The 20,411-nt window shown below is 63.1% G+C and carries 20 protein-coding genes; 9 read left to right on the forward strand and 11 right to left on the reverse strand.

All coding sequences use genetic code 11. The features are described from left to right. Positions 1-89 precede the first annotated feature (89 nt). On the forward strand, positions 90-509 hold the full coding sequence (gene mscL / locus AC5O5I_RS24050) for a large-conductance mechanosensitive channel protein MscL (protein WP_027595230.1): 420 nt from the start codon (positions 90-92) through the stop codon (positions 507-509). 31 nt (positions 510-540) lie between these two features. Here mscL and AC5O5I_RS24055 read toward each other — a convergent pair whose 3' ends face one another. Next, positions 541-1,317 carry a ferredoxin--NADP reductase gene (locus AC5O5I_RS24055; RefSeq protein ID WP_172223984.1) on the reverse strand — a complete coding sequence of 259 codons (777 nt, stop codon included), beginning with the start codon at positions 1,315-1,317 and terminating at the stop codon, positions 541-543. A gap of 214 nt (positions 1,318-1,531) precedes the next feature. Here AC5O5I_RS24055 and AC5O5I_RS24060 point away from each other — a divergent pair, with 214 nt between their 5' ends. Together AC5O5I_RS24060 and AC5O5I_RS24065 are read left to right on the forward strand one after the other, a co-directional pair. Then, a complete protein-coding gene (locus AC5O5I_RS24060) occupies positions 1,532-2,239 on the forward strand; it encodes an autoinducer binding domain-containing protein (protein ID WP_172223979.1) in 708 nt (235 codons plus the stop codon). A 96-nt stretch (positions 2,240-2,335) separates the two neighbouring features. Continuing rightward, the gene (locus tag AC5O5I_RS24065; protein WP_494511684.1) at positions 2,336-3,472 is read left to right on the forward strand and encodes a methyltransferase; all 1,137 of its coding nucleotides are present in this window, start codon (positions 2,336-2,338) and stop codon (positions 3,470-3,472) included. 33 nt (positions 3,473-3,505) lie between these two features. On the opposite strand, the gene AC5O5I_RS24070 is transcribed toward AC5O5I_RS24065, so the two are convergent. The 3 genes from AC5O5I_RS24070 to AC5O5I_RS24080 are packed head-to-tail and all read right to left on the reverse strand — an operon-like array spanning position 3,506 to position 6,118. Further along, positions 3,506-3,661, reverse strand: a complete 156-nt coding sequence (locus tag AC5O5I_RS24070) for a DUF2474 domain-containing protein (RefSeq protein WP_009682264.1) — start codon at positions 3,659-3,661, stop codon at positions 3,506-3,508. Positions 3,662-3,670: 9 nt separating this feature from the next. Next, complete coding sequence (cydB, locus tag AC5O5I_RS24075; protein WP_172223972.1) at positions 3,671-4,678, reverse strand: cytochrome d ubiquinol oxidase subunit II; 1,008 nt, start codon at positions 4,676-4,678, stop codon at positions 3,671-3,673. Positions 4,679-4,681: 3 nt separating this feature from the next. Beyond that, on the reverse strand, positions 4,682-6,118 hold the full coding sequence (locus tag AC5O5I_RS24080) for a cytochrome ubiquinol oxidase subunit I (protein ID WP_172223969.1): 1,437 nt from the start codon (positions 6,116-6,118) through the stop codon (positions 4,682-4,684). Positions 6,119-6,474: 356 nt separating this feature from the next. Between AC5O5I_RS24080 and AC5O5I_RS24085 the strand changes: the two genes are divergently transcribed. Next, on the forward strand, positions 6,475-7,704 hold the full coding sequence (locus tag AC5O5I_RS24085) for an MFS transporter (protein WP_494511685.1): 1,230 nt from the start codon (positions 6,475-6,477) through the stop codon (positions 7,702-7,704). 34 nt (positions 7,705-7,738) lie between these two features. Here the strand turns inward: AC5O5I_RS24085 and AC5O5I_RS24090 are convergent, their stop codons facing one another. After that, positions 7,739-8,218, reverse strand: a complete 480-nt coding sequence (locus tag AC5O5I_RS24090; protein ID WP_172223964.1) for a GNAT family N-acetyltransferase — start codon at positions 8,216-8,218, stop codon at positions 7,739-7,741. 185 nt (positions 8,219-8,403) lie between these two features. Between AC5O5I_RS24090 and AC5O5I_RS24095 the strand changes: the two genes are divergently transcribed. Beyond that, positions 8,404-9,699, forward strand: coding sequence for an NCS2 family permease (locus tag AC5O5I_RS24095; RefSeq protein ID WP_172286661.1), 1,296 nt, complete (start codon positions 8,404-8,406; stop codon positions 9,697-9,699). Beyond that, the gene (gene trmA, locus AC5O5I_RS24100) at positions 9,696-10,781 is read left to right on the forward strand and encodes a tRNA (uridine(54)-C5)-methyltransferase TrmA (protein ID WP_172232350.1); all 1,086 of its coding nucleotides are present in this window, start codon (positions 9,696-9,698) and stop codon (positions 10,779-10,781) included. The genes AC5O5I_RS24095 and trmA overlap by 4 nt, the downstream gene beginning before the upstream one ends. A 117-nt stretch (positions 10,782-10,898) precedes the next feature. Here the strand turns inward: trmA and pcaG are convergent, their stop codons facing one another. Continuing rightward, the gene (pcaG, locus tag AC5O5I_RS24105; protein WP_172232348.1) at positions 10,899-11,504 is read right to left on the reverse strand and encodes a protocatechuate 3,4-dioxygenase subunit alpha; all 606 of its coding nucleotides are present in this window, start codon (positions 11,502-11,504) and stop codon (positions 10,899-10,901) included. A gap of 10 nt (positions 11,505-11,514) precedes the next feature. Further along, positions 11,515-12,234 carry a protocatechuate 3,4-dioxygenase subunit beta gene (pcaH, locus tag AC5O5I_RS24110; protein ID WP_172232345.1) on the reverse strand — a complete coding sequence of 240 codons (720 nt, stop codon included), beginning with the start codon at positions 12,232-12,234 and terminating at the stop codon, positions 11,515-11,517. A 200-nt stretch (positions 12,235-12,434) separates the two neighbouring features. Between pcaH and ypfJ the strand changes: the two genes are divergently transcribed. Beyond that, entirely contained in the window at positions 12,435-13,328 is an 894-nt protein-coding gene (ypfJ, locus tag AC5O5I_RS24115; RefSeq protein WP_172286662.1) for a KPN_02809 family neutral zinc metallopeptidase, read from the forward strand. 174 nt (positions 13,329-13,502) lie between these two features. Beyond that, positions 13,503-15,422, forward strand: coding sequence for a HAMP domain-containing methyl-accepting chemotaxis protein (locus AC5O5I_RS24120; RefSeq protein WP_494511686.1), 1,920 nt, complete (start codon positions 13,503-13,505; stop codon positions 15,420-15,422). A gap of 310 nt (positions 15,423-15,732) precedes the next feature. Here the strand turns inward: AC5O5I_RS24120 and ggt are convergent, their stop codons facing one another. The 3 genes from ggt to mdaB form a co-directional block, all read right to left on the reverse strand. Further along, positions 15,733-17,400: a gamma-glutamyltransferase gene (ggt, locus tag AC5O5I_RS24125; protein ID WP_494511687.1), complete on the reverse strand. Its 1,668-nt coding sequence runs from the start codon at positions 17,398-17,400 to the stop codon at positions 15,733-15,735. Positions 17,401-17,517: 117 nt separating this feature from the next. Further along, positions 17,518-18,414, reverse strand: coding sequence for a LysR family transcriptional regulator (locus AC5O5I_RS24130; RefSeq protein ID WP_494511688.1), 897 nt, complete (start codon positions 18,412-18,414; stop codon positions 17,518-17,520). Between the two features lie 162 nt (positions 18,415-18,576). Beyond that, a complete protein-coding gene (gene mdaB, locus AC5O5I_RS24135) occupies positions 18,577-19,167 on the reverse strand; it encodes an NADPH:quinone oxidoreductase MdaB (RefSeq protein ID WP_172285819.1) in 591 nt (196 codons plus the stop codon). Between the two features lie 164 nt (positions 19,168-19,331). On the opposite strand from mdaB, the gene AC5O5I_RS24140 reads away from it, so the two are divergent. Beyond that, on the forward strand, positions 19,332-19,646 hold the full coding sequence (locus tag AC5O5I_RS24140) for a putative quinol monooxygenase (protein ID WP_172231868.1): 315 nt from the start codon (positions 19,332-19,334) through the stop codon (positions 19,644-19,646). On the opposite strand, the gene AC5O5I_RS24145 is transcribed toward AC5O5I_RS24140, so the two are convergent. Beyond that, positions 19,636-20,400 carry a sulfite exporter TauE/SafE family protein gene (locus AC5O5I_RS24145; protein WP_494511689.1) on the reverse strand — a complete coding sequence of 255 codons (765 nt, stop codon included), beginning with the start codon at positions 20,398-20,400 and terminating at the stop codon, positions 19,636-19,638. The genes AC5O5I_RS24140 and AC5O5I_RS24145 overlap by 11 nt on opposite strands. Positions 20,401-20,411: the final 11 nt, after the last annotated feature.

Raw genomic sequence — 20,411 nt, forward strand, 5'->3', positions numbered from 1 at the left:
CAACCGCAGTCAGTAGCCCTGAACACCGCATGAAGCGTTTTAGTGGCTTACACTGCGTTAACCTTACCTTTTGTTACAAGGAACCCAACATGGGCATGATCAGTGAGTTCAAGGCCTTCGCGGTCAAAGGCAATGTCGTCGACATGGCGGTCGGTATCATCATCGGCGCGGCCTTCGGCAAGATCGTCTCGTCCTTCGTCGGTGATGTAGTCATGCCGCCACTGGGCCTGCTGATCGGTGGCGTGGACTTCAGCGACCTGGCCATTACCCTGAAGGCTGCCGAAGGCGACATCCCGGCGGTGGTGCTGGCTTATGGCAAGTTCATCCAGACCGTGATCGACTTCGTCATCGTGGCCTTTGCCATTTTCATGGGGGTCAAGGCAATCAACAGGCTCAAGCGTGAAGAGGCCGTGGCACCGAGTGCGCCGCCTGTGCCCTCCGCTGAAGAAACCTTGCTGACCGAAATTCGCGATTTGCTCAAGACGCAAAACCAGAACCGGTTGCCTTGAGACCGCCGGGGGCGCTGAGCGCCCCCCATTATCACCAGTAGTTTTCCACCGCCACCTGGCCCGGCCGCTTGCTCAGGCTCAACTGCAGGTCACGCGCCTTCAACACCTTGCGCGTCTCGTCGATCATCTCCGGGTTGCCGCACAGCATCACCCGAGAATGCTCCGGCGAAAGCGCCAGCCCCGCCGCCTTCTCCAGCTCGCCATTCTCGATCAGTGTGGTAATACGCTGATTCAATGCCCCCGGGTGCTGTTCACGGGTCACCACCGGAATGAACTGCAACTTGCCGGCAAACTCGGCCAAGTAGTCGCGCTGCTCCAACCCGGCAATTTCAGCCACATAAGCCAGCTCTTTCGCTTCACGCACCGAGTACACCAGCTTGATGCTGTCAAAGCGCTCCCAGGCCTCGAAGTCCTGCAGGATCGACATAAATGGCGCAATGCCAGTACCGGTCGCCAGCAACCACAGGTCGCGGCCACCGACGAAGCGGTCGAGGGTAAGGAAGCCGAACGCCTGGCGATCGATCAACAAGGTGTCCCCTGCCCCCAGCCGGCTCAACTCACTGGTGAACTCCCCCCCTGGCACCACGATGGAGAAAAAGTCCAGGTGCTCGTCATGCGGCGCACTGACCATGGAATAGGCACGCCACACCACGCTGCCATCGGCCTTGGTCACGCCCAGCCGGGCAAACTGGCCGGAACGGAAGCGGAACCCGGCATCGCGCGTAACCCGCAGGCTGAAGAGGTTCGGCGTCAGGGGCTGAACATCGAGCAGGGTCTGCCGGGTGAATTTTTCGGCGCTGGCGGTCATAACGGGCTCCAAAGTTGACATGCGCACAGTGTCGCCCAAAGCGGCCTGGATAAAAACCATTGCTTTGTAGGGCCTCCGCCAGGGCGATCCTGCCGAAGTCGCAGAAAAACCTGATCGCTATAACAAAAAAAACCCAGCGATATGGTAGGTAGTTTCCTACAATCATGCGGGGACCCAAACGGATTGGGCCCAGCAACCTCCAGGAGTTTTACAGATGCTGCACTGGAAACCCGAGCATCTTCATGCGTTTGTAAGCGAACGCAGCCCCCGAAGGCTGTTCGATATCGCGGTGCATCTGGCGCAGGACCTTGGCATGGATTACCTGGGGCTGAACATTCGCATTCAGATCGCCACGCAAACCCCTCGGGTCTACCTTTACAGCAACTACCCGGACGAGTGGATACAGCGCTATCAGCGCGATGAGTTCTACAAGCAGGACGCGGCCGCCAACGTGAGCCACAGTTCTACCCTGCCGGTACTGTGGACCGACGAGCTCTATAGTGAGGCCCCGCATTATCGCGAGGCAGCCTGCAAGCATGGCCTGCGCCATGGCTGGACGCAGTCCTTGCACGATCTGCAGCACAACGAAAGCCAGATCAGCGTGGCCAGGCCCGCCGTCAATATCGACATCAATGAGCTCTATGACAAAGCCGGCAGTGTGCAGTGGCTTTGCCATACCCTGCATGCGGTGCTTGGCGAACACCACCTCAATGCCCTGTGCCCGCCACAACCTAAAATGAGCGAGCGCGAGCTGGAAGTACTGAGATGGTCGGCCGCCGGCAAGACCGCCGCCGACGTGGCCTGCATCCTGTCGCTGTCGCAGAGCACGGTCAACTTCCACATCCGCAGTGTTATCACCAAGACCAACGCCGCCAACAAGGCTGGCGCCATCGCCATCGCCGCCCTGCGCGGCTGGATCTGACCGGCAATCCTGCGACCTTGGGCAAAGCCCTGTAGAATCGCCCGGCAAAGCCCGGGGCGAACCGCAACGGGCAGTTTCGTACCCGAGCCAGACGCCATGCCCCTGTTGACCACCCCCTACGCCGCACTCGACCTGATCCGCCAGCCGGAGCAGGCCAACGACCCGCTACAGGCCTTCGATGCCGCCGACGAGTACCTGCTTGCGCAGTTGCACGCGCAGAAGCCTGCGGCTGACTGCCGGGTGCTGGTGCTCAATGACAGCTTTGGCGCCGTGGCTGCCAGCCTGGCGGGGCATATGCAGGTAGTTGGCAGCGGCGACTCGCACCTGGCGCACCTGGCGCTGGAAAAGAACCTGGTACGCAATGGCCTGGCGTTCGACAGCGTGCCGTTCGTGCCGGCCAGCGAGCAATGGCAAGGCCCGTTCGACCGGGTGCTGGTGCGCGTGCCCAAGACTCTGGCGCTGCTGGAAGAACAGCTGATCCGCCTGCAGGGCCACCTGGCCCCCGGCGCACAGGTAATTGCCGGAGCAATGATCAAGCACCTGCCACGCGCCGCTGGCGACCTGATGGAGAAGTACATCGGCCCGGTACAGGCTTCACTGGCCGAGAAAAAGGCCCGCTTGCTGACCGCGACAGTAGCCGAACGGCCCGTCGCACGCTCTCCCTACCCTAGCCGCTACCGCCTTGACGTGCCGGCGCTGGAGCTGGAGCTGGAGCTGCTCAATCACGCCAACGTGTTCTGCCGTGAAGGCCTTGATATCGGCACTCGGGCATTCCTGCCGCACCTGCCTCGCGACCTCGGCCGTGCGCGGGTGGCGGACCTGGGTTGTGGCAACGGCGTGCTGGCGATTGCCAGTGCCCTGGCCAACCCGGACGCCCAGTACACCCTGGTCGACGAGTCTTACATGGCAGTGCAATCGGCGCGCGAGAACTGGAAAGCCGCGCTGGGCGAGCGCCCGGCAAGCTTCGAGGCAGCCGATGGGTTGGCAGGGGTGGAAAAACAGTCGCTGGACGTGGTGCTGTGCAACCCGCCGTTCCACCAGCAGCAGGTGGTGGGCGATTTTCTCGCCTGGCGCATGTTCCAGCAGGCGCGCGAAGCGCTGGTGGTGGGTGGGGCGCTGTATATCGTCGGCAACCGGCACCTGGGCTATCACAGCAAGCTGGCGCGGTTGTTCCGAGGGGTGGAGCAGGTTGCCGCCACGCCCAAGTTCGTGATCCTCAAGGCCCGCAAGTAAACGTCAGGGGGCGCACAGCGCCCCCCCCGCCTTTCAATGGGTGGTCAACCCCGCAGCCCCCATGAACAGGCGCATCACCCAGGCCGCCACACCTAGCGCCGCCACGCTCAACGCCCAGATCAGCACCAGCCAGCCCAGCCGCTGCCACAGCGGTTTTTTCTCTTCAAGACCATGCTTGCCCGTCATCATGAGGAACTCCTAGTGATAACCGTCTTCATGGGTGACCTTGCCGCGGAACACGTAGTAGCTCCAGAACGTGTAGCCCAGGATGAACGGCAGGATGAACAGCGTACCCACCAGCATGAAGCCCTGACTTTGCGGTGGAGCCGCGGCCTCCCAGATCGAGATCGACGGCGGGATGATGTTCGGCCACAGGCTGATGCCCAGCCCGCTGTAGCCGAGGAAAATCAGCACCAGGGTGAGCAGGAACGGCGTGTAGTGCGCATTGCGCGCCACCGCCTTGAGCAAGCCGTAGAAGGTCACCAGCACCAGCAGCGGCACCGGCATGAACCAAAGCAGGTTAGGCATGCTGAACCAGCGGTCGGCGATCTGCGGATAAGCGATCGGCGTCCACAGGCTGACGATGCCGATCACCACCAGCAGCACCAGCGCCAGCGGCCGGGCAATGTCATGCATCTTGCGCTGCAACGGCCCTTCGGTCTTCATGATCAGCCAGGTGCACCCCAACAGGGTGTAGGCAACGATCAGCCCCAACCCGCTGAACAGGCTGAACGGCGTGAGCCAGTCGAGGGTACCACCGGCGAAATGCCGGTCGACCACCTTGAAGCCCTCCAGGAAGGCGCCCAGGGCCACACCCTGGAAAAAGGTGGCGACCAGCGAGCCGCCGATGAACGCCTTGTCCCATAGATGCCGCTTGTCAGCCTTGGCCTTGAAGCGGAACTCGAAGGCCACACCGCGGAAGATCAGGCCGATAAGCATCAGGATCAGCGGCAGATACAACGCTTCGAGCACCACCGAGTAGGCCATGGGGAAGGCACCGAACAGGCCGGCACCGCCTAGCACCAGCCAGGTTTCGTTGCCGTCCCACACGGGGGCGACGGTGTTCATCATCACATCGCGGTCATGCTCGTCCTTGACGAACGGGAAGAGCATGCCGATGCCCAGGTCGAAACCGTCCATCACCACGTACATCATGACGCCGAAGATGATGATCACGGCCCAGATCAGCGGAAGGTCGATACCCATGGCTCAGTTCCCCTTGCTCAGGCTGGCGGAGTTGGCCTCACGGCCATCATCGGCGGCGGACAGCGGCCGCGCCGGCGTGCGTTTCTGGCCAGGGCCACCGGGGTTCGGCTCATCGCCCTCGCCTGTCTGCGGCCCTTTGCGCACCAGCCGCATCATGTAGCCAAGGCCGGTACCGAACAGGGCGAAGTAGACCACCACGAAGGCCACCAGGGTGAAGCCAAGCTGGGCGTAGCTGTGGTTGGACACACCGTCTGCAGTGCGCATCAGGCCATAGACCACCCAGGGCTGGCGGCCGATTTCGGTGGTGAACCACCCGGCCAGCAACGCGATCAGCCCGGAAGGCCCCATCCACAGCGCCACATGCAGGAAAGGGCGCGAGGTGTAGAGCGTGCCGCGCTTGCGCAGCCACAGGCTCCACAGGCCAACGAAGATCATCAGGAAACCGAGCCCGACCATGATCCGGAACGACCAGAACACAATGGTCGAGTTGGGCCGGTCCTCGGGCGGGAATTCCTTCATGGCCGGGACCTGCTGGTCCAGGCTGTGGGTCAGGATCAGGCTGCCGAGCGCCGGGATCTCGACCTTGAAGCGCGTGGTTTCGGCCTTCATGTCGGGGATGCCGAACAGGATCAGCGGCGTCGGTTCACCGGGCACGTTCTCCCAGTGGCCTTCGATCGCGGCAATTTTAACCGGTTGGTGCTTGAGCGTGTTGAGGCCGTGGAAATCGCCGATCACCGCCTGGACAGGGGCGACCACCAACGCCATCCACATGGCCATCGACAGCATCTTGCGCACGGCCGGGTTATCACGCCCGCGCAGCAGGTGCCAGGCCGCCGAGGCACCGACGAAGAACGCGGTGGAGACGAATGCGGCAGTGGCCATGTGCATCAGACGGTAGGGGAACGAGGGGTTGAAGATCACCGCCAGCCAGTCTACCGGCACCACACGGCCATCGATGATCTCGTGGCCTTGCGGGGTCTGCATCCAGCTGTTGGAAGCCAGGATCCAGAAGGTCGAAACCAAGGTGCCAAGCGCCACCATCAGCGTGGAGAAGAAGTGCAGGCCACGGCCGACGCGGTTCCAGCCAAACAGCATGACACCGAGGAAACCAGCCTCCAGGAAGAAGGCAGTCAGGACTTCGTAGGTGAGCAGCGGCCCGGTGACAGCACCGGCGAAGTCGGAAAACCGGCTCCAGTTGGTACCGAACTGGTAGGCCATGACCAGCCCGGAGACCACGCCCATGCCGAAGTTGACGGCGAAGATCTTCGACCAGAAATGATAGAGGTCACGGTAGACCTGGTTGTGGGTCCGCAGCCATAGGCCTTCGAGGACCGCCAGGTAGCTCGCCAGGCCGATGGTGATGGCCGGGAACAGGATGTGGAACGACACGGTAAAGGCAAACTGCATTCGGGCGAGCTCTAAGGCCTCTATTCCGAACATGGTGCTTCCTCTTCAGATAATCCGGCGTTCGGGCTTGTGGCCCGGTCGCCCACTGCCCCCACGGTAGTCGAGTGTGGCGCGTTGGAATTGTTCTGTTCGATCGCAGGGATTCCGGCCCGAAGGCCAATTCGTCAACAGAACGTTGCAAAAGCAACGGTTGATGCAGATCAACGAATGCTAGGAAGCATAGTCCCGAATGGCCTGACGGGCGGTGTGGTTGTTTGCCGCGTGACCGGTTGTCCCACCCCCTTCCGAAGCGCGTCAAAAGGTGCCGACTCAGGCAAACAGTAACTGTTTGTTACAAACAGATGATACGCTGCGCACCCCCTCTACTGCGCCGAGGCCCATGGTTTCCGATGTCCGATCCCGCACCGCAGTTGTTGCGCCACCACCGTCCTTTCCTGGCCTTCTGGCTGGCCCGCGTGTTCACCGCCAGCGGCTTCCAGATGCTCACCGTGGCCATTGGCTGGCACCTCTACCAGCTGACCGGCAGCGTGCTGGACCTGGGCCTGGTCGGCCTGGTCGAGTTTGCGCCCCGAGTGCTGTTCATGCTGCACACCGGGCATGTCGCCGACCGCTATGACCGGCGCAAGATCGCTGCCCTGTGCCAGAGCCTGCAGGGGCTGATAGCCCTGGCGCTGGCCGTGGGCAGCGCCACCGACAACGTCAGCCGCGAGCTGATCTTTGCCCTGGCCTTCCTGCTGGGCGCCACGCGCTCGTTCGAAATGCCGGCTACCCAGGCGCTATTGCCCAACGTGGTGCCGCCCGGGCTGTTCCCGCGGGCCGTGGCGGCTTCGGCCTCGGCCACCCAGTCGGCAACCATCGTGGCGCCGGCGGTGGGCGGCTTTCTGTATGCCTTTGGCAGCATCTGGGTGTATGGCCCCACGGTGGCCCTGTACGCCATCGCCTGCGTGCTCACCCTGAGCCTGCAGGCCCGCGGCCAGGTCATGCAGCGCGGGCGGGCCAGCATCGAGTCACTGCTGGCCGGCATCCGCTTCATCCGCAGCCGGCCCGACATTCTCGGCGCCATTTCCCTGGACCTGTTCGCCGTACTGCTGGGTGGGGCCACTGCGCTGCTGCCGGTGTTTGCCAAGGACATCCTGCTGACCGGCCCGCTGGGCCTGGGCCTGTTGCGCTCGGCGCCAGCGGTAGGCGCGTTGCTGATGTCGGTGTGGCTGGCGCGCTTCCCGTTCGAACGGAATGTGGGGCGGACCATGTTCACTGCGGTCGGAATATTCGGCGTGGCGACTATTGCCTTTGGCCTGTCGACCTCGTTCTGGTTTTCTCTCGCGGTGCTGGTGATGCTGGGCGCGGCAGACATGATCAGCATGGTCATCCGCAGTTCCTTCGTGCAGTTGGAAACACCGGATGAAATGCGCGGGCGGGTGAGCGCGGTCAATGGTTTGTTCATCGGTGCCTCGAACCAGCTCGGCGAGTTCGAATCGGGCGTTACCGCGCACTGGTTTGGCACAGTGCCGGCGGTGGTGATGGGGGGCGTGGGCACCCTGGTGGTGACCGGGGTGTGGATAAAGTTGTTCCCCACACTGGCGGGACGCGACCAATTGCACAGCAGGCCAGCGGGATAAGCGCCGGGGCGCTTGGCGCAGCCAGGGTGTGAGGCTACAGCATGAGGGTCAGCTGGCGCTCATACCCGGTCCTGGCACGGTAGCCGTTACCGCTGTCCAGCCAGCCTGTGGCGCGATACAGCGCGAGGGCGGCGAGGTTGTCCGGGTGCACCGACAACTGCAGGCGGTCGACATCCGGCCACAAGGCGCGAACGTGTCCGGGGAGTGCGCGCATGCATGCACTGCCCAGGCCAAGCCCCTGAAAACGCTGGTCCACCTGCAGCGCGTTTACAATTGCGGCACCTGGCTGGGCCCACGCGGGGAGGAACGCACCACGCTGAAGCAGAAGAAACACGCGAGGCATCTCGTCCAGCAATAGCACCAGCCCGCGGGTGTCGTCGCTGCGCGCATTCAGCAGGCTATACAACGCGGTTGCGATATCCCCTGCGTAATACTGCTGATCGAGGGGTAACTGCAAGGTGTCGAGGCAATCGCGCTGTCGCTCGCTCAACTGCTCATAGTCCACTAACTGCATGACCACTTCCTTCAAATGCTGCCCAGCTTGTCAGTGAATCGCTACCGCCATTAACGCCTGGCAATCATGCTGGTATGATGCGCGGCTTTTTCCGCCCCAGATTAAACCACGGCAACCGGTACGGTCTGTGCTTTGCTGATGGGGTCGATATATTCATGGCGCCCGGGGGCGCCTTGGGAGCGGGCATGCTGGAAAGGCTGTTTCAACTAAGAGCACACAACACCAATGTGCGCACCGAGATTCTCGCGGGCGTCACCACCTTCCTGGCCATGGCCTATATCTTGTTCGTCAACCCGAGCATTCTCGGCGAGACCGGCATGGACAAAGGCGCGATCTTCGTCGCCACCTGCCTGGCAGCGGCCATTGGCTCCACCACCATGGGCCTGATCGCCAACTACCCGATCGCCCTGGCGCCGGGCATGGGCCTGAACGCGTTCTTCACCTACACCGTGGTGCTGCACATGGGCCACACCTGGCAGGTAGCGCTGGGCGCGGTATTCCTGTCGGCGGTGATGTTCTTCCTGCTGTCGATCTTCCGCATCCGCGAATGGATCGTGAACAGCATCCCGCTACCGCTGCGCTCGGCGATCGCTGCCGGCATCGGCCTGTTCCTGGCGCTGATCGCGCTGCACAATGCCGGTATCGTCGTCGATAACCCGGCTACCCTGGTGGGCCTGGGCGACCTCAAGCAGCCAGCGCCTATCCTCGCCACCCTGGGCTTCTTCCTGATCGTCGGCCTGGAGTCGCTGAAAGTGCGTGGCGCGGTGCTGATCGGCATCCTGGCGGTGACCATCGCCTCGATCGTGATGGGCGTGACGCCGTTCGCCGGTGTTGTCTCCATGCCGCCATCGCTGGCCCCCACCTTCCTGCAGCTGGATATTGCCGGCGCGCTGGACGTGGGCCTGGTCAGCGTGATCTTCGCCTTCCTGTTCGTCGACCTGTTCGACAACTCCGGTACCCTGATCGGCGTGGCCAAGCGCGCCGGCCTGATGGGCAAGGACGGCCACATGCCGAAGATGGGCCGCGCCCTGATTGCCGACAGCACCGCAGCCATGGCCGGCTCGTTGCTGGGCACCTCGACCACCACCAGCTACATCGAGTCTGCGGCAGGCGTGAGCGCCGGTGGCCGCACCGGCCTCACTGCCATCGTGGTGGCGGTATTGTTCCTGCTGGCACTGTTCTTCGCCCCGCTGGCCGGTAGCGTGCCGGCCTTCGCCACCGCCCCGGCGCTGCTGTTCGTCGCAGTGCTGATGGCTTCGGGCCTGGCGGAAATAAACTGGGACGACGTCACCGAAGCCGCGCCGGTGGTGGTAACCGCCCTGGCCATGCCGCTGACCTACTCGATCGCCAACGGCATCGCTTTCGGCTTCATTTCCTGGACCGCCGTCAAGCTGATCTCGGGCCGCCACCGCGACCTGAACCCGGCGCTGGTGATCCTTTCCATCCTGTTCGTCATCAAGCTGGGCTGGTTCAACGCATGAGTGCTGCTTTCGACCCCTCCTCCTACGCCACCCAGCTGGATGCCAAGGTAGCCCGGCTGCGCGAGCTGCTGGCGCCGTTCGGCGCACCGGAGCCGGCTGTTTTCGACTCGCCGCGCGAACATTACCGCCTGCGCGCCGAGTTCCGCCTGTGGCGCGAAGACGGCCAGCGCCATTACGCCATGTTCGCCCCGGGCGATAAACACAAGGCGATCCTGATCGACGACTTCCCCATCGCCAGCCAGCGCATCAACCAGTTGATGCCGCGCCTGAAGGCGGCCTGGCAGGCCAGCGAAGAACTGGGCAATCGCCTGTTCCAGGTGGAGTTCCTGACGACCCTGGCTGGCGATGCCATGGTCACCCTGTGCTACCACCGCCCGCTGGACGAAGCCTGGGAAGTGGCGGCACGGCAGTTGGCCGAGGCGCTGGGGGTGAGTGTCATCGGGCGCTCCAAGGGCAAACGCCTGGTGATCGGCCGCGACTACGCGGTGGAGAAACTCGACGTGGCCGGCCGTGTGTTCAGCTACCGCCAGCCGGAGGGCGCGTTCACCCAGCCCAACGGCGCAGTGAACCAGAAGATGCTGAGCTGGGCCTTCGAGGCCATTGGCGAGCGTGAGGACGACCTGCTGGAGCTGTACTGCGGCAACGGCAACTTCACCCTGCCGCTGGCGACCCGCGTGCGCCAGGTGCTGGCTACCGAGATCAGCAAGACCTCGGTCAATGCCGCGCTGAGCAACCTCGACGAGAACGCTGTGGATAACGTGCGGCTGGTACGGTTGTCGGCAGAGGAACTGACCCAGGCGCTGAATGAGGTGCGGCCGTTCCGTCGCCTGGAAGGCATCGACCTGAAAAGCTATGAGTTCGGCACGGTGTTCGTCGACCCGCCTCGGGCCGGGATGGACCCGGACACTTGCGAGCTGACCCGCCGGTTCGAGCGCATTTTGTACATCTCGTGCAACCCGGAGACGCTGGCGGCGAACATTGCCCAGTTGCAGGACACGCACCGCATCGAGCGTTGTGCGGTGTTTGACCAGTTCCCCTATACCCATCATATGGAAAGCGGGGTCCTGCTGGTTCGGCGCTGACCGATGCATCGCCGGCAAGCCAGCTCCCACAGATACTGCACAGGCCTTGAGGGCGGCGCGGTCGGTGGAGGAGCTGGCTTGCCGGCGATGGGCCGCAAAGCGGCCCCAAACATTGACTCAGAAGTCGAAGAACACCGTCTCCCCTTCCCCCTGAATACGGATATCGAAGCGATACGCCGTCTTCCCGTCCACCTCGCAACGCTTCGCGATCAACGTCTCACGCCGCTGCGGCTGCTCGATCAGGTTCAACACCGGGCATTTGGCATTGGCCGCCGCCTCGTCATCGAAATACAGGCGCGTGTGCAGGTGAATGTTGATGCCCCGGGCAAACAGGCTGATGTTGATGTGCGGCGCCATGGGTACGCCGGCAGCATTGTTCACCACACCCGGCTTGACCGTTTGCATGGTCCACTCGCCAGCATCGAAGGTGGTAGCCGTGCGGCCGAAGCTGTTGAAGGCGTTTTCCAGGTTGTACGCGTCCTGGTAGTCGCCGTTGGCGTCGGCCTGCCACACTTCCAGGAACGAGTCGCGTACCAGGTGGCCATTACCGTCGTACACATGCCCGATCAGCAGGATGTGCTCGCCTGGTGCCTCTGGTTTGGCCAGGCGGTTCCAGATTTCCTGATCACGGGTCGGGTTGCCGGCCGCTTCCAGGGCCAGGCCGATGTGCACGTAGGGGCCGGCGGTCTGCGAAGGGGTTTCCGGCAGCAGTTCGATTGGCATGACGGTTTCCTCAGCAGTTTTCGAAGTGGGTCTTGCGCTGGCCGCGCAGCACGATGTCGAAGCGGTAGGCCAGGCAGTCCATCGGGTTGGCATTGCTCATGTCGAGCTTGGCGATCAACTGCTGCACGGCTTGCGGGTTGGCGATCGACTTGACGATGGGGCACATCGGGATCAGCGGGTCACCCTCGAAGTACAGCTGGGTGATCAGCTTGGTGGCAATCGACGGGCCGCTGATGCCGAAGTGGATGTGCGCCGGGCGCCAGTCGTTCGGGCCGTTGCGCCATGGGTACGGGCCGGGCTTGATGGTGCGGAAGCTGTAGTAGCCGTCCTGGTCGGTCAGGCAACGGCCAACACCGCCGAAGTTCGGGTCCAGCGGTGCCAGGTAGCGGTCGTTCTTGTGGCGATAGCGGCCGCCGGCGTTGGCCTGCCACATTTCCACCAGGGTGTTCGGCACAGGCTTGCCGTACTGGTCGACGACGCGGCCGGCGACGATGATGCGCTCGCCGATCGGCAGGCCACCGTTGTCGAAGTTCAGCAGCAGGTCATGGTCGTGGGCGCCAAAGCGCAGATGGGAAAAGTCCGGGCCAGTGGTTTCACTGATCGACTGCGGAATACTGACCAGTGCCTGGCGCGGTGAACGGGCAATGGACGTCTTGTAATCAGGCGTCAGGGCTTTCGGGTGCCAGTTGCGATCACGGATCACGAAGCGGCTGTTGTCCTGGGCAGGCATGCCGGTTTCCTCTCTTGGAATTATGTAAACGCCTGGGCGTGGCAGGCGGACTTGCAGTTTCGGACAAGTCGCGCGCGATGAATATTGAAATCAGGCATTCAAAACATAACCAGATGGTTATGGATTAACACCTTTGCCTGACACCTGTCGCCGTAGTGAACTAATCTTTGTCTTCTTGTTTCACGCTCGGGAGAGCACTCATGGAATGGCGAAAAGGCCGACGCAGCGACAACGTGGTCGATGCCCGGGGCGAAGGCGGCGGTGGCGGCGGCATGCGTTTTGGCGGCGGCAAGGGCCTGGGGCTGGGGGCGATTCTGCTGATTGTCGGCATCGGCTGGCTTACCGGGCAGGACCCGTTGCAGATCCTCGGCCAGCTCACCGGCCAGATGGAACAGCAGCAACAGCAGACGGCACCCAGCGGTGCGGGCGGCAAGGCGCCACCGGCCAATGACCAGCAGGCCGAATTTGTCGCCTCTGTGCTGGGCGACACCGAAGACACCTGGAAGGCCTTGTTCGCCGAAGCCGGCAAACAGTACCGTGACCCCAAGCTGGTGCTGTTCAGCGGCCAGGTCAATTCGGCCTGTGGGTTTGCCTCGGCGGCGGTCGGGCCGTTCTACTGCCCGGCGGACCAGCGTGTATACCTGGACATGTCGTTCTTCCGCGAAATGGAAACCCGCTTCGCCGCTGCTGGCGACTTCGCCCAGGCCTATGTGATCGCCCACGAAATCGGCCACCACGTGCAGACCCTGCTGGGTGTTTCGGCCAAGGTGGACGCCGCACGCCGCAACGGCCAGCGTATGGAAGGCGACAATGGCCTGTTGGTACGCCAGGAGCTGCAGGCCGACTGCCTGGCCGGGGTGTGGGCCTATCAGGCGCAGAAGCGGCTGAACTGGCTGGAGCCGGGTGACGTCGAGGAAGCGCTGAACGCCGCCAATGCCATCGGCGATGACCGCCTGCAGCAGCAAGGCCGCGGGCGCGTGGTACCGGACTCCTTTACCCATGGCACCTCGGCGCAGCGCGTGCGCTGGTTCAAGGCCGGGTTCGCCCAGGGTGAGGTGAACAGCTGCGATACCTTCAGTGCGCGCAACCTTTGACCTGCATAGGGGCCGCTCTGCGGCCTCAATGCATCCAGTTACAAATCAGCTGAAAAAGCGTTTCAGCTTCCCCCTTCACTGCCGATAACCCCCGCACGAGTCAGCGGGCATCCAGAACAACAACGCCTGGCGATCGAAGATCAAGCGAGCGAAAACAACTTCTGGAGAGCGTGCATGAACAGCTGGTTCGCCAACATCAGCGTCAACCTCAAACTCGGCCTGGGCTTCGGCCTGGTACTGATCCTTACCGGCCTGCTGGCCCTGACCGGCTGGACCAGCCTGGGCAGCCTGATCGACCGCAGCAACTGGATGGGCGACATCGGCCAGCTCAACAAGGACCTCACCGACCTGCGCATTGCGCGCCTGCAGTACATGATCGCCAACGGCGACGACAGCGCAGCAGCCAATACCCAGGCCAAGCTGGACGCCTTTGGCAAGCAGCAGGCGTACCTGGCCAGCACCTTCAAAAGTGCCGAGAACATCAAGCTGCTGGGTGAACTGGGCGAGACCATCAGCGCCTACAAACTGTCGCTGAACAAGATGCGCCAAGGCTACGACGCCACCCGTGCTGCGCGCGTTGCCATGGACAGTTCGGCCACCCGCGCCGACCAGGCCATGGATACCCTCAGCCAGGAGGTCATGGCACGCCCCGAGGCCGACAGCGTACGCCTGGCCCAGTACCAGCTGATCAGCAAGGCCCGCCAGCAACTGCTGCAGGTGCGTATCGATGTGCGCGGCTATATTGCCGACAACAGCGCCGCCAACGAGCAGGCGGCCCTGCGCCAGCTGGACGCAGCGCTGGTGGACATCGACAACCTCAAGCGCCAGCTGCCTGCCGAAGACGCACGTCTGCAACAGTTCGAACGCTCGGTGATGACCTACCGTGACGCGGTTCGTCAGTTCCGCGACGCGGTCGCCACTATCACCACCGCTCGCGCCGAAATGACCGTGCAGGGTGCCGACATCGTCAAGCGCAGTGACGCGCTGTACCAGATCCAGCTGCAGCGCCGCGATATCGAAAGCACCCAGGCGCGCAGCCGGCAAGCCATCGCCACGTTGCTGGCACTGCTGGTCGGCGTACTGGCAGCGGTGCTGATTACCCGCCAGATCACCCGCCCGCTGCATGACACCCTGATCGCGGTGGAAAAGATCGCCAGCGGCGACCTCACCCAGCAGTTGCGCGTCACCCGTCGCGATGAACTGGGGGTACTGCAGCAGGGCATCGGCCGCATGGGCACGACCCTGCGCGAGCTGATCAGCGGCATCCGAGACGGCGTCACCCAGATCGCCAGCGCCGCCGAGGAGCTGTCGGCGGTTACCGAACAGACCAGCGCCGGCGCCAACAGCCAGAAAGTCGAGACCGACCAGGTGGCCACCGCCATGCATGAAATGGCGGCCACCGTTCAGGAAGTGGCACGTAATGCCGAACAGGCCTCGCATGCCGCCACCGGTGCCGACGATGAAGCCCGCGCCGGCGACCGCGTGGTGGGCGAGGCGATCGGCCAGATCGAGCGCCTGGCCGCAGACATGCACCGCTCCACCGAGGCCATGAACCTGCTGCAGGAGGAAAGCCAGAAGATCGGCAGCGTAATGGACGTGATCAAGTCGGTAGCCGAGCAGACCAACCTGCTGGCGCTGAACGCCGCGATCGAAGCGGCACGCGCCGGGGAAGCCGGGCGTGGCTTTGCCGTGGTGGCAGATGAAGTCCGCGGGCTGGCCCAGCGTACGCAAAAGTCCACCGAGGAGATCGAAGCGCTGATCGCCAGCCTGCAGCACGGCACCCAACAAGTGGCGAATGCCATGCAAGGCAGCCGCGCCCTGACCGACAACAGTGTCGAGCTGGCGCGCAAAGCCGGCGCCTCGCTGGAGAGCATCACTGGCACGGTGTCGAGCATCCAGTCGATGAACCAGCAGATTGCCGCGGCGGCAGAGCAGCAGAGTGCGGTGGCTGAAGAGATCAGCCGCAGCATCCTGAATGTGCGTGATGTGTCCGAGCAGACGGCGGCGGCCAGTGACGAAACGGCTGCGTCGAGTGTGGAACTGGCGCGCCTTGGCGGGCAGTTGCAGACCTTGGTCAGCCAGTTCCGCGTCTGACCTTCAAATCCTGGGGCCGCTTTGCGGCCCATCGCCGGCCAGGCTCCCACAGGATCTGCACAGGCCTTGAGGGCAGTGCCGTAACTGTGGGAGCTGGCGAGCCTCCCCCAAGGACCTGCACAGGCCTTGAGGGCAGTGCCGTAACTGTGGGAGCTGGCGAGCCTCCCCCGAGGACCTGCACAGGCCTTGAGGGCAGTGCCGTAACTGTGGGAGCTGGCGAGCCTCCCCCGAGGACCTGCACAGGCCTTGAGGGCAGTGCCGTACCTGTGGGAGCTGGCTTGCCGGCGATGAGGCCGGCACTGGCGAGCGCTTATTTGACGATCATCCCCACTCCGCGCCCACGCGGATCGGTAGCGGTCTCAAGCTTGGCACCATCCACGCGGATCGCCTGGATATCGCCCATTTCCCAGCCCTGATCCTCCAGCACATAACCCATCTTCTTCAGGTCATCAGCCACATCCCCGGTCAGCGGTGCATAACTGTCGAAATAGATGGTGTCCTTGGGCAGCAACTGATGGTGCACGCGCTGTGCCGCCACTGCCTTGTCCAACGGCATGCCGTAGTCGTACAGGTTGTTCATCACCTGGAAGATAGAGGTGAAGATCCGCGAACCACCTGGCGTACCGATGACCAGCTCGACCTTGCCATCACGGGTCATCAGGCTTGGGCTCATGGACGACAGCATGCGCTTGCCCGGCTCGATGGCATTGGCATCGCCGCCGACCACGCCAAAGGCATTCGCCGCCCCCGGCTTGGCGCTGAAATCGTCCATTTCGTCGTTCAGCAGGAAGCCCGCGCCTTTCACCACCACGCCACTGCCGTAGTCAAGGTTGAGGGTGTAGGTGTTGCTGACCGCATTACCCTGTTTGTCGACGATCGAGAAGTGCGTGGTCTGATGCGGCTCCAGGCCCGGCTTGACCTTGTCGGTGTCGGAAATCGCCTTCGGGTTGACCTGCGCGGCGCGCTTGGCCAGGTAATCCTTGGCCACCAGCTGGTCCACCGGCACCTTGGTGAAGGCCGGATCGCCAAGGTAGTCGGCGCGGTCGGCGAACACGCGCTTCTCGATCTCCGCCAGCAGGTGGATGTACTGCGCCGAGTTGTGCGCCACCCCCTTGAAGTCGGCCGCACGGTCTTCCTTGATGCCCAGCAGCTGGGCCAGGGCGACGCCGCCGGAGCTCGGCGGCGGCGCCGTGTACACCACGTTGCCACGCCAGCTAACGGCCATCGGCTCACGCCACACGGCTTTGTAATCCTTCAGGTCTTGCTTGGTGATCAGGCCATTGTCGGCTTGCATCTGCGCCACCAGCAGGTCGGCGGTCTTGCCCTGGTAGAACTCGCTGACGCCTTTGTCGGCGATGCGCTCCAGGGTTTGGGCCATTTCCGGCTGCTTGAACAACTCGCCGACCTTCATGTTGCCGAAGTAGTCGTTGAAGTTGGTCGCGGTCTTGAACATGCCCTGGGCATCGTTGCGGTACTGGTACTGTTTTTCCGCCACCTTGAAGCCGTTTTTCGCATAGCCGATGGCCGGCGTCAGCAGCTCGCTCCAGGGCAGCTTGCCGAACTTTTGGTGTGCTTCCCACAGGCCCATCACCGTACCGGGCACACCCGCGGCACGTACACCGACCAGGCTGAGGTTCTCGATGACCTCGCCCTTGTCATCCAGGTACATGTTGCGCGTGGCGGCCTTTGGCGCGACTTCACGGTAGTCGAGGAAGTAAGGCTTGCCGTCGACGAACAGGGTCATGAAGCCGCCACCGCCGATGTTACCGGCCTCCGGGTAGGTCACCGCCAGGGTGAAGGCGGTGGCGACTGCCGCGTCCACCGCATTGCCGCCCTTTTTCAGGATATCGGCGGCCACCTGTGCACCATATTGATCAGGCGCGGCTACCGCGCCGCCTTCCAGGTTGGCGGCATAAACCGAAGAACAGCTCAGGATCGCGGCTGCGAGAGCCAGGTACTGGAACGGGACAATGCGCATGACACTTCCTTGGTGTTGTTTTTGTTGAGCAGTCAGTAAGGCCGAAGCGTTTCAACTGCGCAATCATCCGTAGGAAGTTTCGCCGCCGATGGACAGGATGTGTCGCGTTCAGGCAAATCAGCAGGCGTACATCGCCAGCTTGCGCTGGATGAAATCGAGGAAGCACTGGATGCGCAGCGCCAGCTGGGTATTGCGGTAATACACCGCATGAATCGGTTGGCGATAACCGTTGTTGGCCTCGCCCAGCAGTACCTGCAAGCGCCCGGCGCGGATGTCTTCGTGGGTCATGAAGTGCGACAGGCTGACGATGCCCTCGCCAGCCAGGGCCAGCTGGCGCAGGGTCTCGCCGCTGGAGGCGATCAGCGCCGGGCGGATGCTCCAGCGGTCGCCCTGGGCGTGGCGCAATGGCCACTGGTTGAGCGACTCGGGCTGGCTGAAACCCAGCAGGCAATGGTTGCTCAGGTCCTCTACCCGCTGCGGGGTACCGTGCTGCTCCAGGTAAGCCGGGCTGGCCAGCACCTGCACCGGGCTGCAACCCAGGTTGCGCGCGTGCAGGCTGGAGTCGGCCAGTTGGCCGATGCGGATCGCCACATCAGTGCTCTGCTCCAGCAGGTCGATGATCAGATCGTCGGTGTTCAGCTCCAGTTCGATACCCGGGTACTGGCGCCGAAACTCGCCGATCCACGGCAGGATGGCGTGCAGCATGAACGGTGCGGCCGCATTGATGCGCAAGCGCCCGGTGGGGGTCTGGCGGTTCATCGACAGGCGCTCTTCCATCTCGTCCATCTGCTGCAGGATCAGCCGCGAGCGCTCGAGGAAGAACCGGCCCTCTTCGGTCAGGTCCATGCGCCGGGTGGTGCGGTTGACCAGCGTGGTACCCAGCTTGGCTTCCAGGCGCGACAAGGTGCGGCTGACGGCCGACGGGGTCTGGCCCATCTGCTCGGCGGCAGCGGAGATCGAACCGCAGTCGATGACAGCGACGAATACCTGGAGTTCTTCGGATCGGGTTTTCACGTCTGGGCCTGTAGTGGATCTTTGCAGAGATTAGATAGCCGCTTGTGCAGGCCAAGTCCAGCGGTGGGTGAACCCGCTCCCGCAGGAACCCCATTGACCTTGAAATCGGTGCAATACCTGTGGGAGCGGGTTCACCCGCGAAGAGGCCGGTGCACACAAACCTCAATCAGCCTTGCCAAACACCTGGTCCAGGTGCGCCTCATAGGCTGCCAGGGCTGCTGGCACGTCAGGCCGTTTCATCACGTCGGTCGCCAGAAAGGTCGGCAGCCCGGTCATGCCGAGGAACTGGTTGGCCTTGTGGAACGGGAAGTACACCGCGTCCACGCCCTTGCCCTCGAAGAAATCGCTGGCGTCGTCAAAGGCCTGCTGCGGCGCGTTCCAGGTCAGCGACAACATGTACTGCTTGCCGTGGACCAGGCCACCGCTGCCGTACTTCTGCGAGTGGTCCGAGCGGGTACGGCCGTCGTTGGCATACAAGCTGCCGTGACCTGCAGTGAACACATCATCGACGTATTTCTTTACCGTCCACGGCGCCCCCATCCACCAGCCTGGCATCTGGTAGATCACTACATCGGCCCAGAGGAATTTCTGCACTTCTTCCTGGGCGTCGTAGCCGCCGTCGATAAAGGTCTCGCGTACATCGAAACCGGCCCGGTCCAGGTGAGCGATTGCAGCTTCGTGCAAGGTGGTGTTGAGGCGACCGTCAGAATGTGCGAACTGTTTACCGCCGTTGAGCAAAAGGATCTTTTTCATGCTGGCCTCCAGGGCCGGATTCAGAAATCAGGCCGGCAGGTTAGAGGCTCGCGAGCGTGGAATACAGCAACGACGGGGCAAAATACAATTGATCTGAAGTCACGAATGGCAAACACATTATTGCCGTAGAATCGGTTCATCATCCTCCATCGAGTGTCATCCCAATGAGTGAGCAACACGCCTTCATCCTCAAAGCCAAGACCCGCCCGGAAATGGCTGATGCGTTCGAAACCCTGTTCCGCGCCTACGTCGAACCCAGCCGCCAGGAACCGGGCTGCATCGAGTACCACATGCTGCGCGACCAGCAGGACCCAAGCCTGTTCGTGTTCTTCGAGGTGTGGGCCGACAAGGCCGCGCTCGACGTGCATTCGGCACTGCCGCACATGACTGCGTTCTTTGAAAAACGCATGGATTACCTGGAGCGTGAGTTCGATATCCAGATGATCGACATGCTCAGCGCGTCATCGGCTAGCCGTTGATCAGCAGATGGCCGCCGAGTATGGCCAGGCCGATGAAAAAGCAGCGCTTGAACAGCGCTGCACTGATGCGCTGACGCAGCCACTGCCCGGCGAGCATGCCCAGCAGGGCCGGCGCCAGCATCAGCAGTGACGCGCCCAACGCCTGGCCACCCAGGGCGTCCTGCCCGGCCAGGCCGCAGGCCAATGCCAGGGTCGAGACCGTGAATGCCAGGCCCAGGGCCTGGATCAGCTCATCGCGGCGCATGCCCAGGCTCTGCAGGTAAGGCACTGCCGGCATCACGAACACCCCTGTGGCGGCGGTGACCACGCCAGTCACAAAGCCGCAGACCGGCCCCAGCCACCCTTCCCAGGCAGGCACCACGCGCAAGGCCGGCCCCACCAGCCCGTATAGTGCGTAGATCACCAGCGCCGCCCCCAATGCATGCACCGCCCACGGCCCGCTGTTGATGCCCAGCCATGCACTGCCGAGCAATGTCCCGACGAAAATCATCGCCAATAGCGGCCCAAGCCGGCGCAGCAATGCCGGCAGATGCCCGCCGACCGCCAGTTGCCAGAGGTTGGTCAGCGTCGAAGGCACGATCAGCAGGGCTGCAGCCTGCGCCGGTGACATAGCCAGCCCCAGCAGGCCCATGGCGATGGTCGGCAGGCCGAGGCCAATCACCCCTTTAACCGCGCCGGCCAGCAGAAAGGTCAATACAACCAGCACCGATAGGGCTGGGCCAATGTTGTGGTAGAACGCGAGAAGGGTATTCATGGGCCGATGAT

The sequence above is a fragment of the Pseudomonas sp. 9_2_1 genome, assembly GCF_059295275.1.

What these genes read in the sequence shown, in the direction of transcription:
- mscL (WP_027595230.1), top strand. Translation starts at nt 90, where the DNA reads ATGGGCATGATCAGTGAGTTCAAGGCCTTCGCGGTCAAAGGCAATGTC.
- AC5O5I_RS24055 (WP_172223984.1), bottom strand. Translation starts at nt 1,317, where the DNA reads ATGACCGCCAGCGCCGAAAAATTCACCCGGCAGACCCTGCTCGATGTT.
- AC5O5I_RS24060 (WP_172223979.1), top strand. Translation starts at nt 1,532, where the DNA reads ATGCTGCACTGGAAACCCGAGCATCTTCATGCGTTTGTAAGCGAACGC.
- AC5O5I_RS24065 (WP_494511684.1), top strand. Translation starts at nt 2,336, where the DNA reads ATGCCCCTGTTGACCACCCCCTACGCCGCACTCGACCTGATCCGCCAG.
- AC5O5I_RS24070 (WP_009682264.1), bottom strand. Translation starts at nt 3,661, where the DNA reads ATGATGACGGGCAAGCATGGTCTTGAAGAGAAAAAACCGCTGTGGCAG.
- cydB (WP_172223972.1), bottom strand. Translation starts at nt 4,678, where the DNA reads ATGGGTATCGACCTTCCGCTGATCTGGGCCGTGATCATCATCTTCGGC.
- AC5O5I_RS24080 (WP_172223969.1), bottom strand. Translation starts at nt 6,118, where the DNA reads ATGTTCGGAATAGAGGCCTTAGAGCTCGCCCGAATGCAGTTTGCCTTT.
- AC5O5I_RS24085 (WP_494511685.1), top strand. Translation starts at nt 6,475, where the DNA reads ATGTCCGATCCCGCACCGCAGTTGTTGCGCCACCACCGTCCTTTCCTG.
- AC5O5I_RS24090 (WP_172223964.1), bottom strand. Translation starts at nt 8,218, where the DNA reads ATGCAGTTAGTGGACTATGAGCAGTTGAGCGAGCGACAGCGCGATTGC.
- AC5O5I_RS24095 (WP_172286661.1), top strand. Translation starts at nt 8,404, where the DNA reads ATGCTGGAAAGGCTGTTTCAACTAAGAGCACACAACACCAATGTGCGC.
- trmA (WP_172232350.1), top strand. Translation starts at nt 9,696, where the DNA reads ATGAGTGCTGCTTTCGACCCCTCCTCCTACGCCACCCAGCTGGATGCC.
- pcaG (WP_172232348.1), bottom strand. Translation starts at nt 11,504, where the DNA reads ATGCCAATCGAACTGCTGCCGGAAACCCCTTCGCAGACCGCCGGCCCC.
- pcaH (WP_172232345.1), bottom strand. Translation starts at nt 12,234, where the DNA reads ATGCCTGCCCAGGACAACAGCCGCTTCGTGATCCGTGATCGCAACTGG.
- ypfJ (WP_172286662.1), top strand. Translation starts at nt 12,435, where the DNA reads ATGGAATGGCGAAAAGGCCGACGCAGCGACAACGTGGTCGATGCCCGG.
- AC5O5I_RS24120 (WP_494511686.1), top strand. Translation starts at nt 13,503, where the DNA reads ATGAACAGCTGGTTCGCCAACATCAGCGTCAACCTCAAACTCGGCCTG.
- ggt (WP_494511687.1), bottom strand. Translation starts at nt 17,400, where the DNA reads ATGCGCATTGTCCCGTTCCAGTACCTGGCTCTCGCAGCCGCGATCCTG.
- mdaB (WP_172285819.1), bottom strand. Translation starts at nt 19,167, where the DNA reads ATGAAAAAGATCCTTTTGCTCAACGGCGGTAAACAGTTCGCACATTCT.
- AC5O5I_RS24140 (WP_172231868.1), top strand. Translation starts at nt 19,332, where the DNA reads ATGAGTGAGCAACACGCCTTCATCCTCAAAGCCAAGACCCGCCCGGAA.
- AC5O5I_RS24145 (WP_494511689.1), bottom strand. Translation starts at nt 20,400, where the DNA reads ATGAATACCCTTCTCGCGTTCTACCACAACATTGGCCCAGCCCTATCG.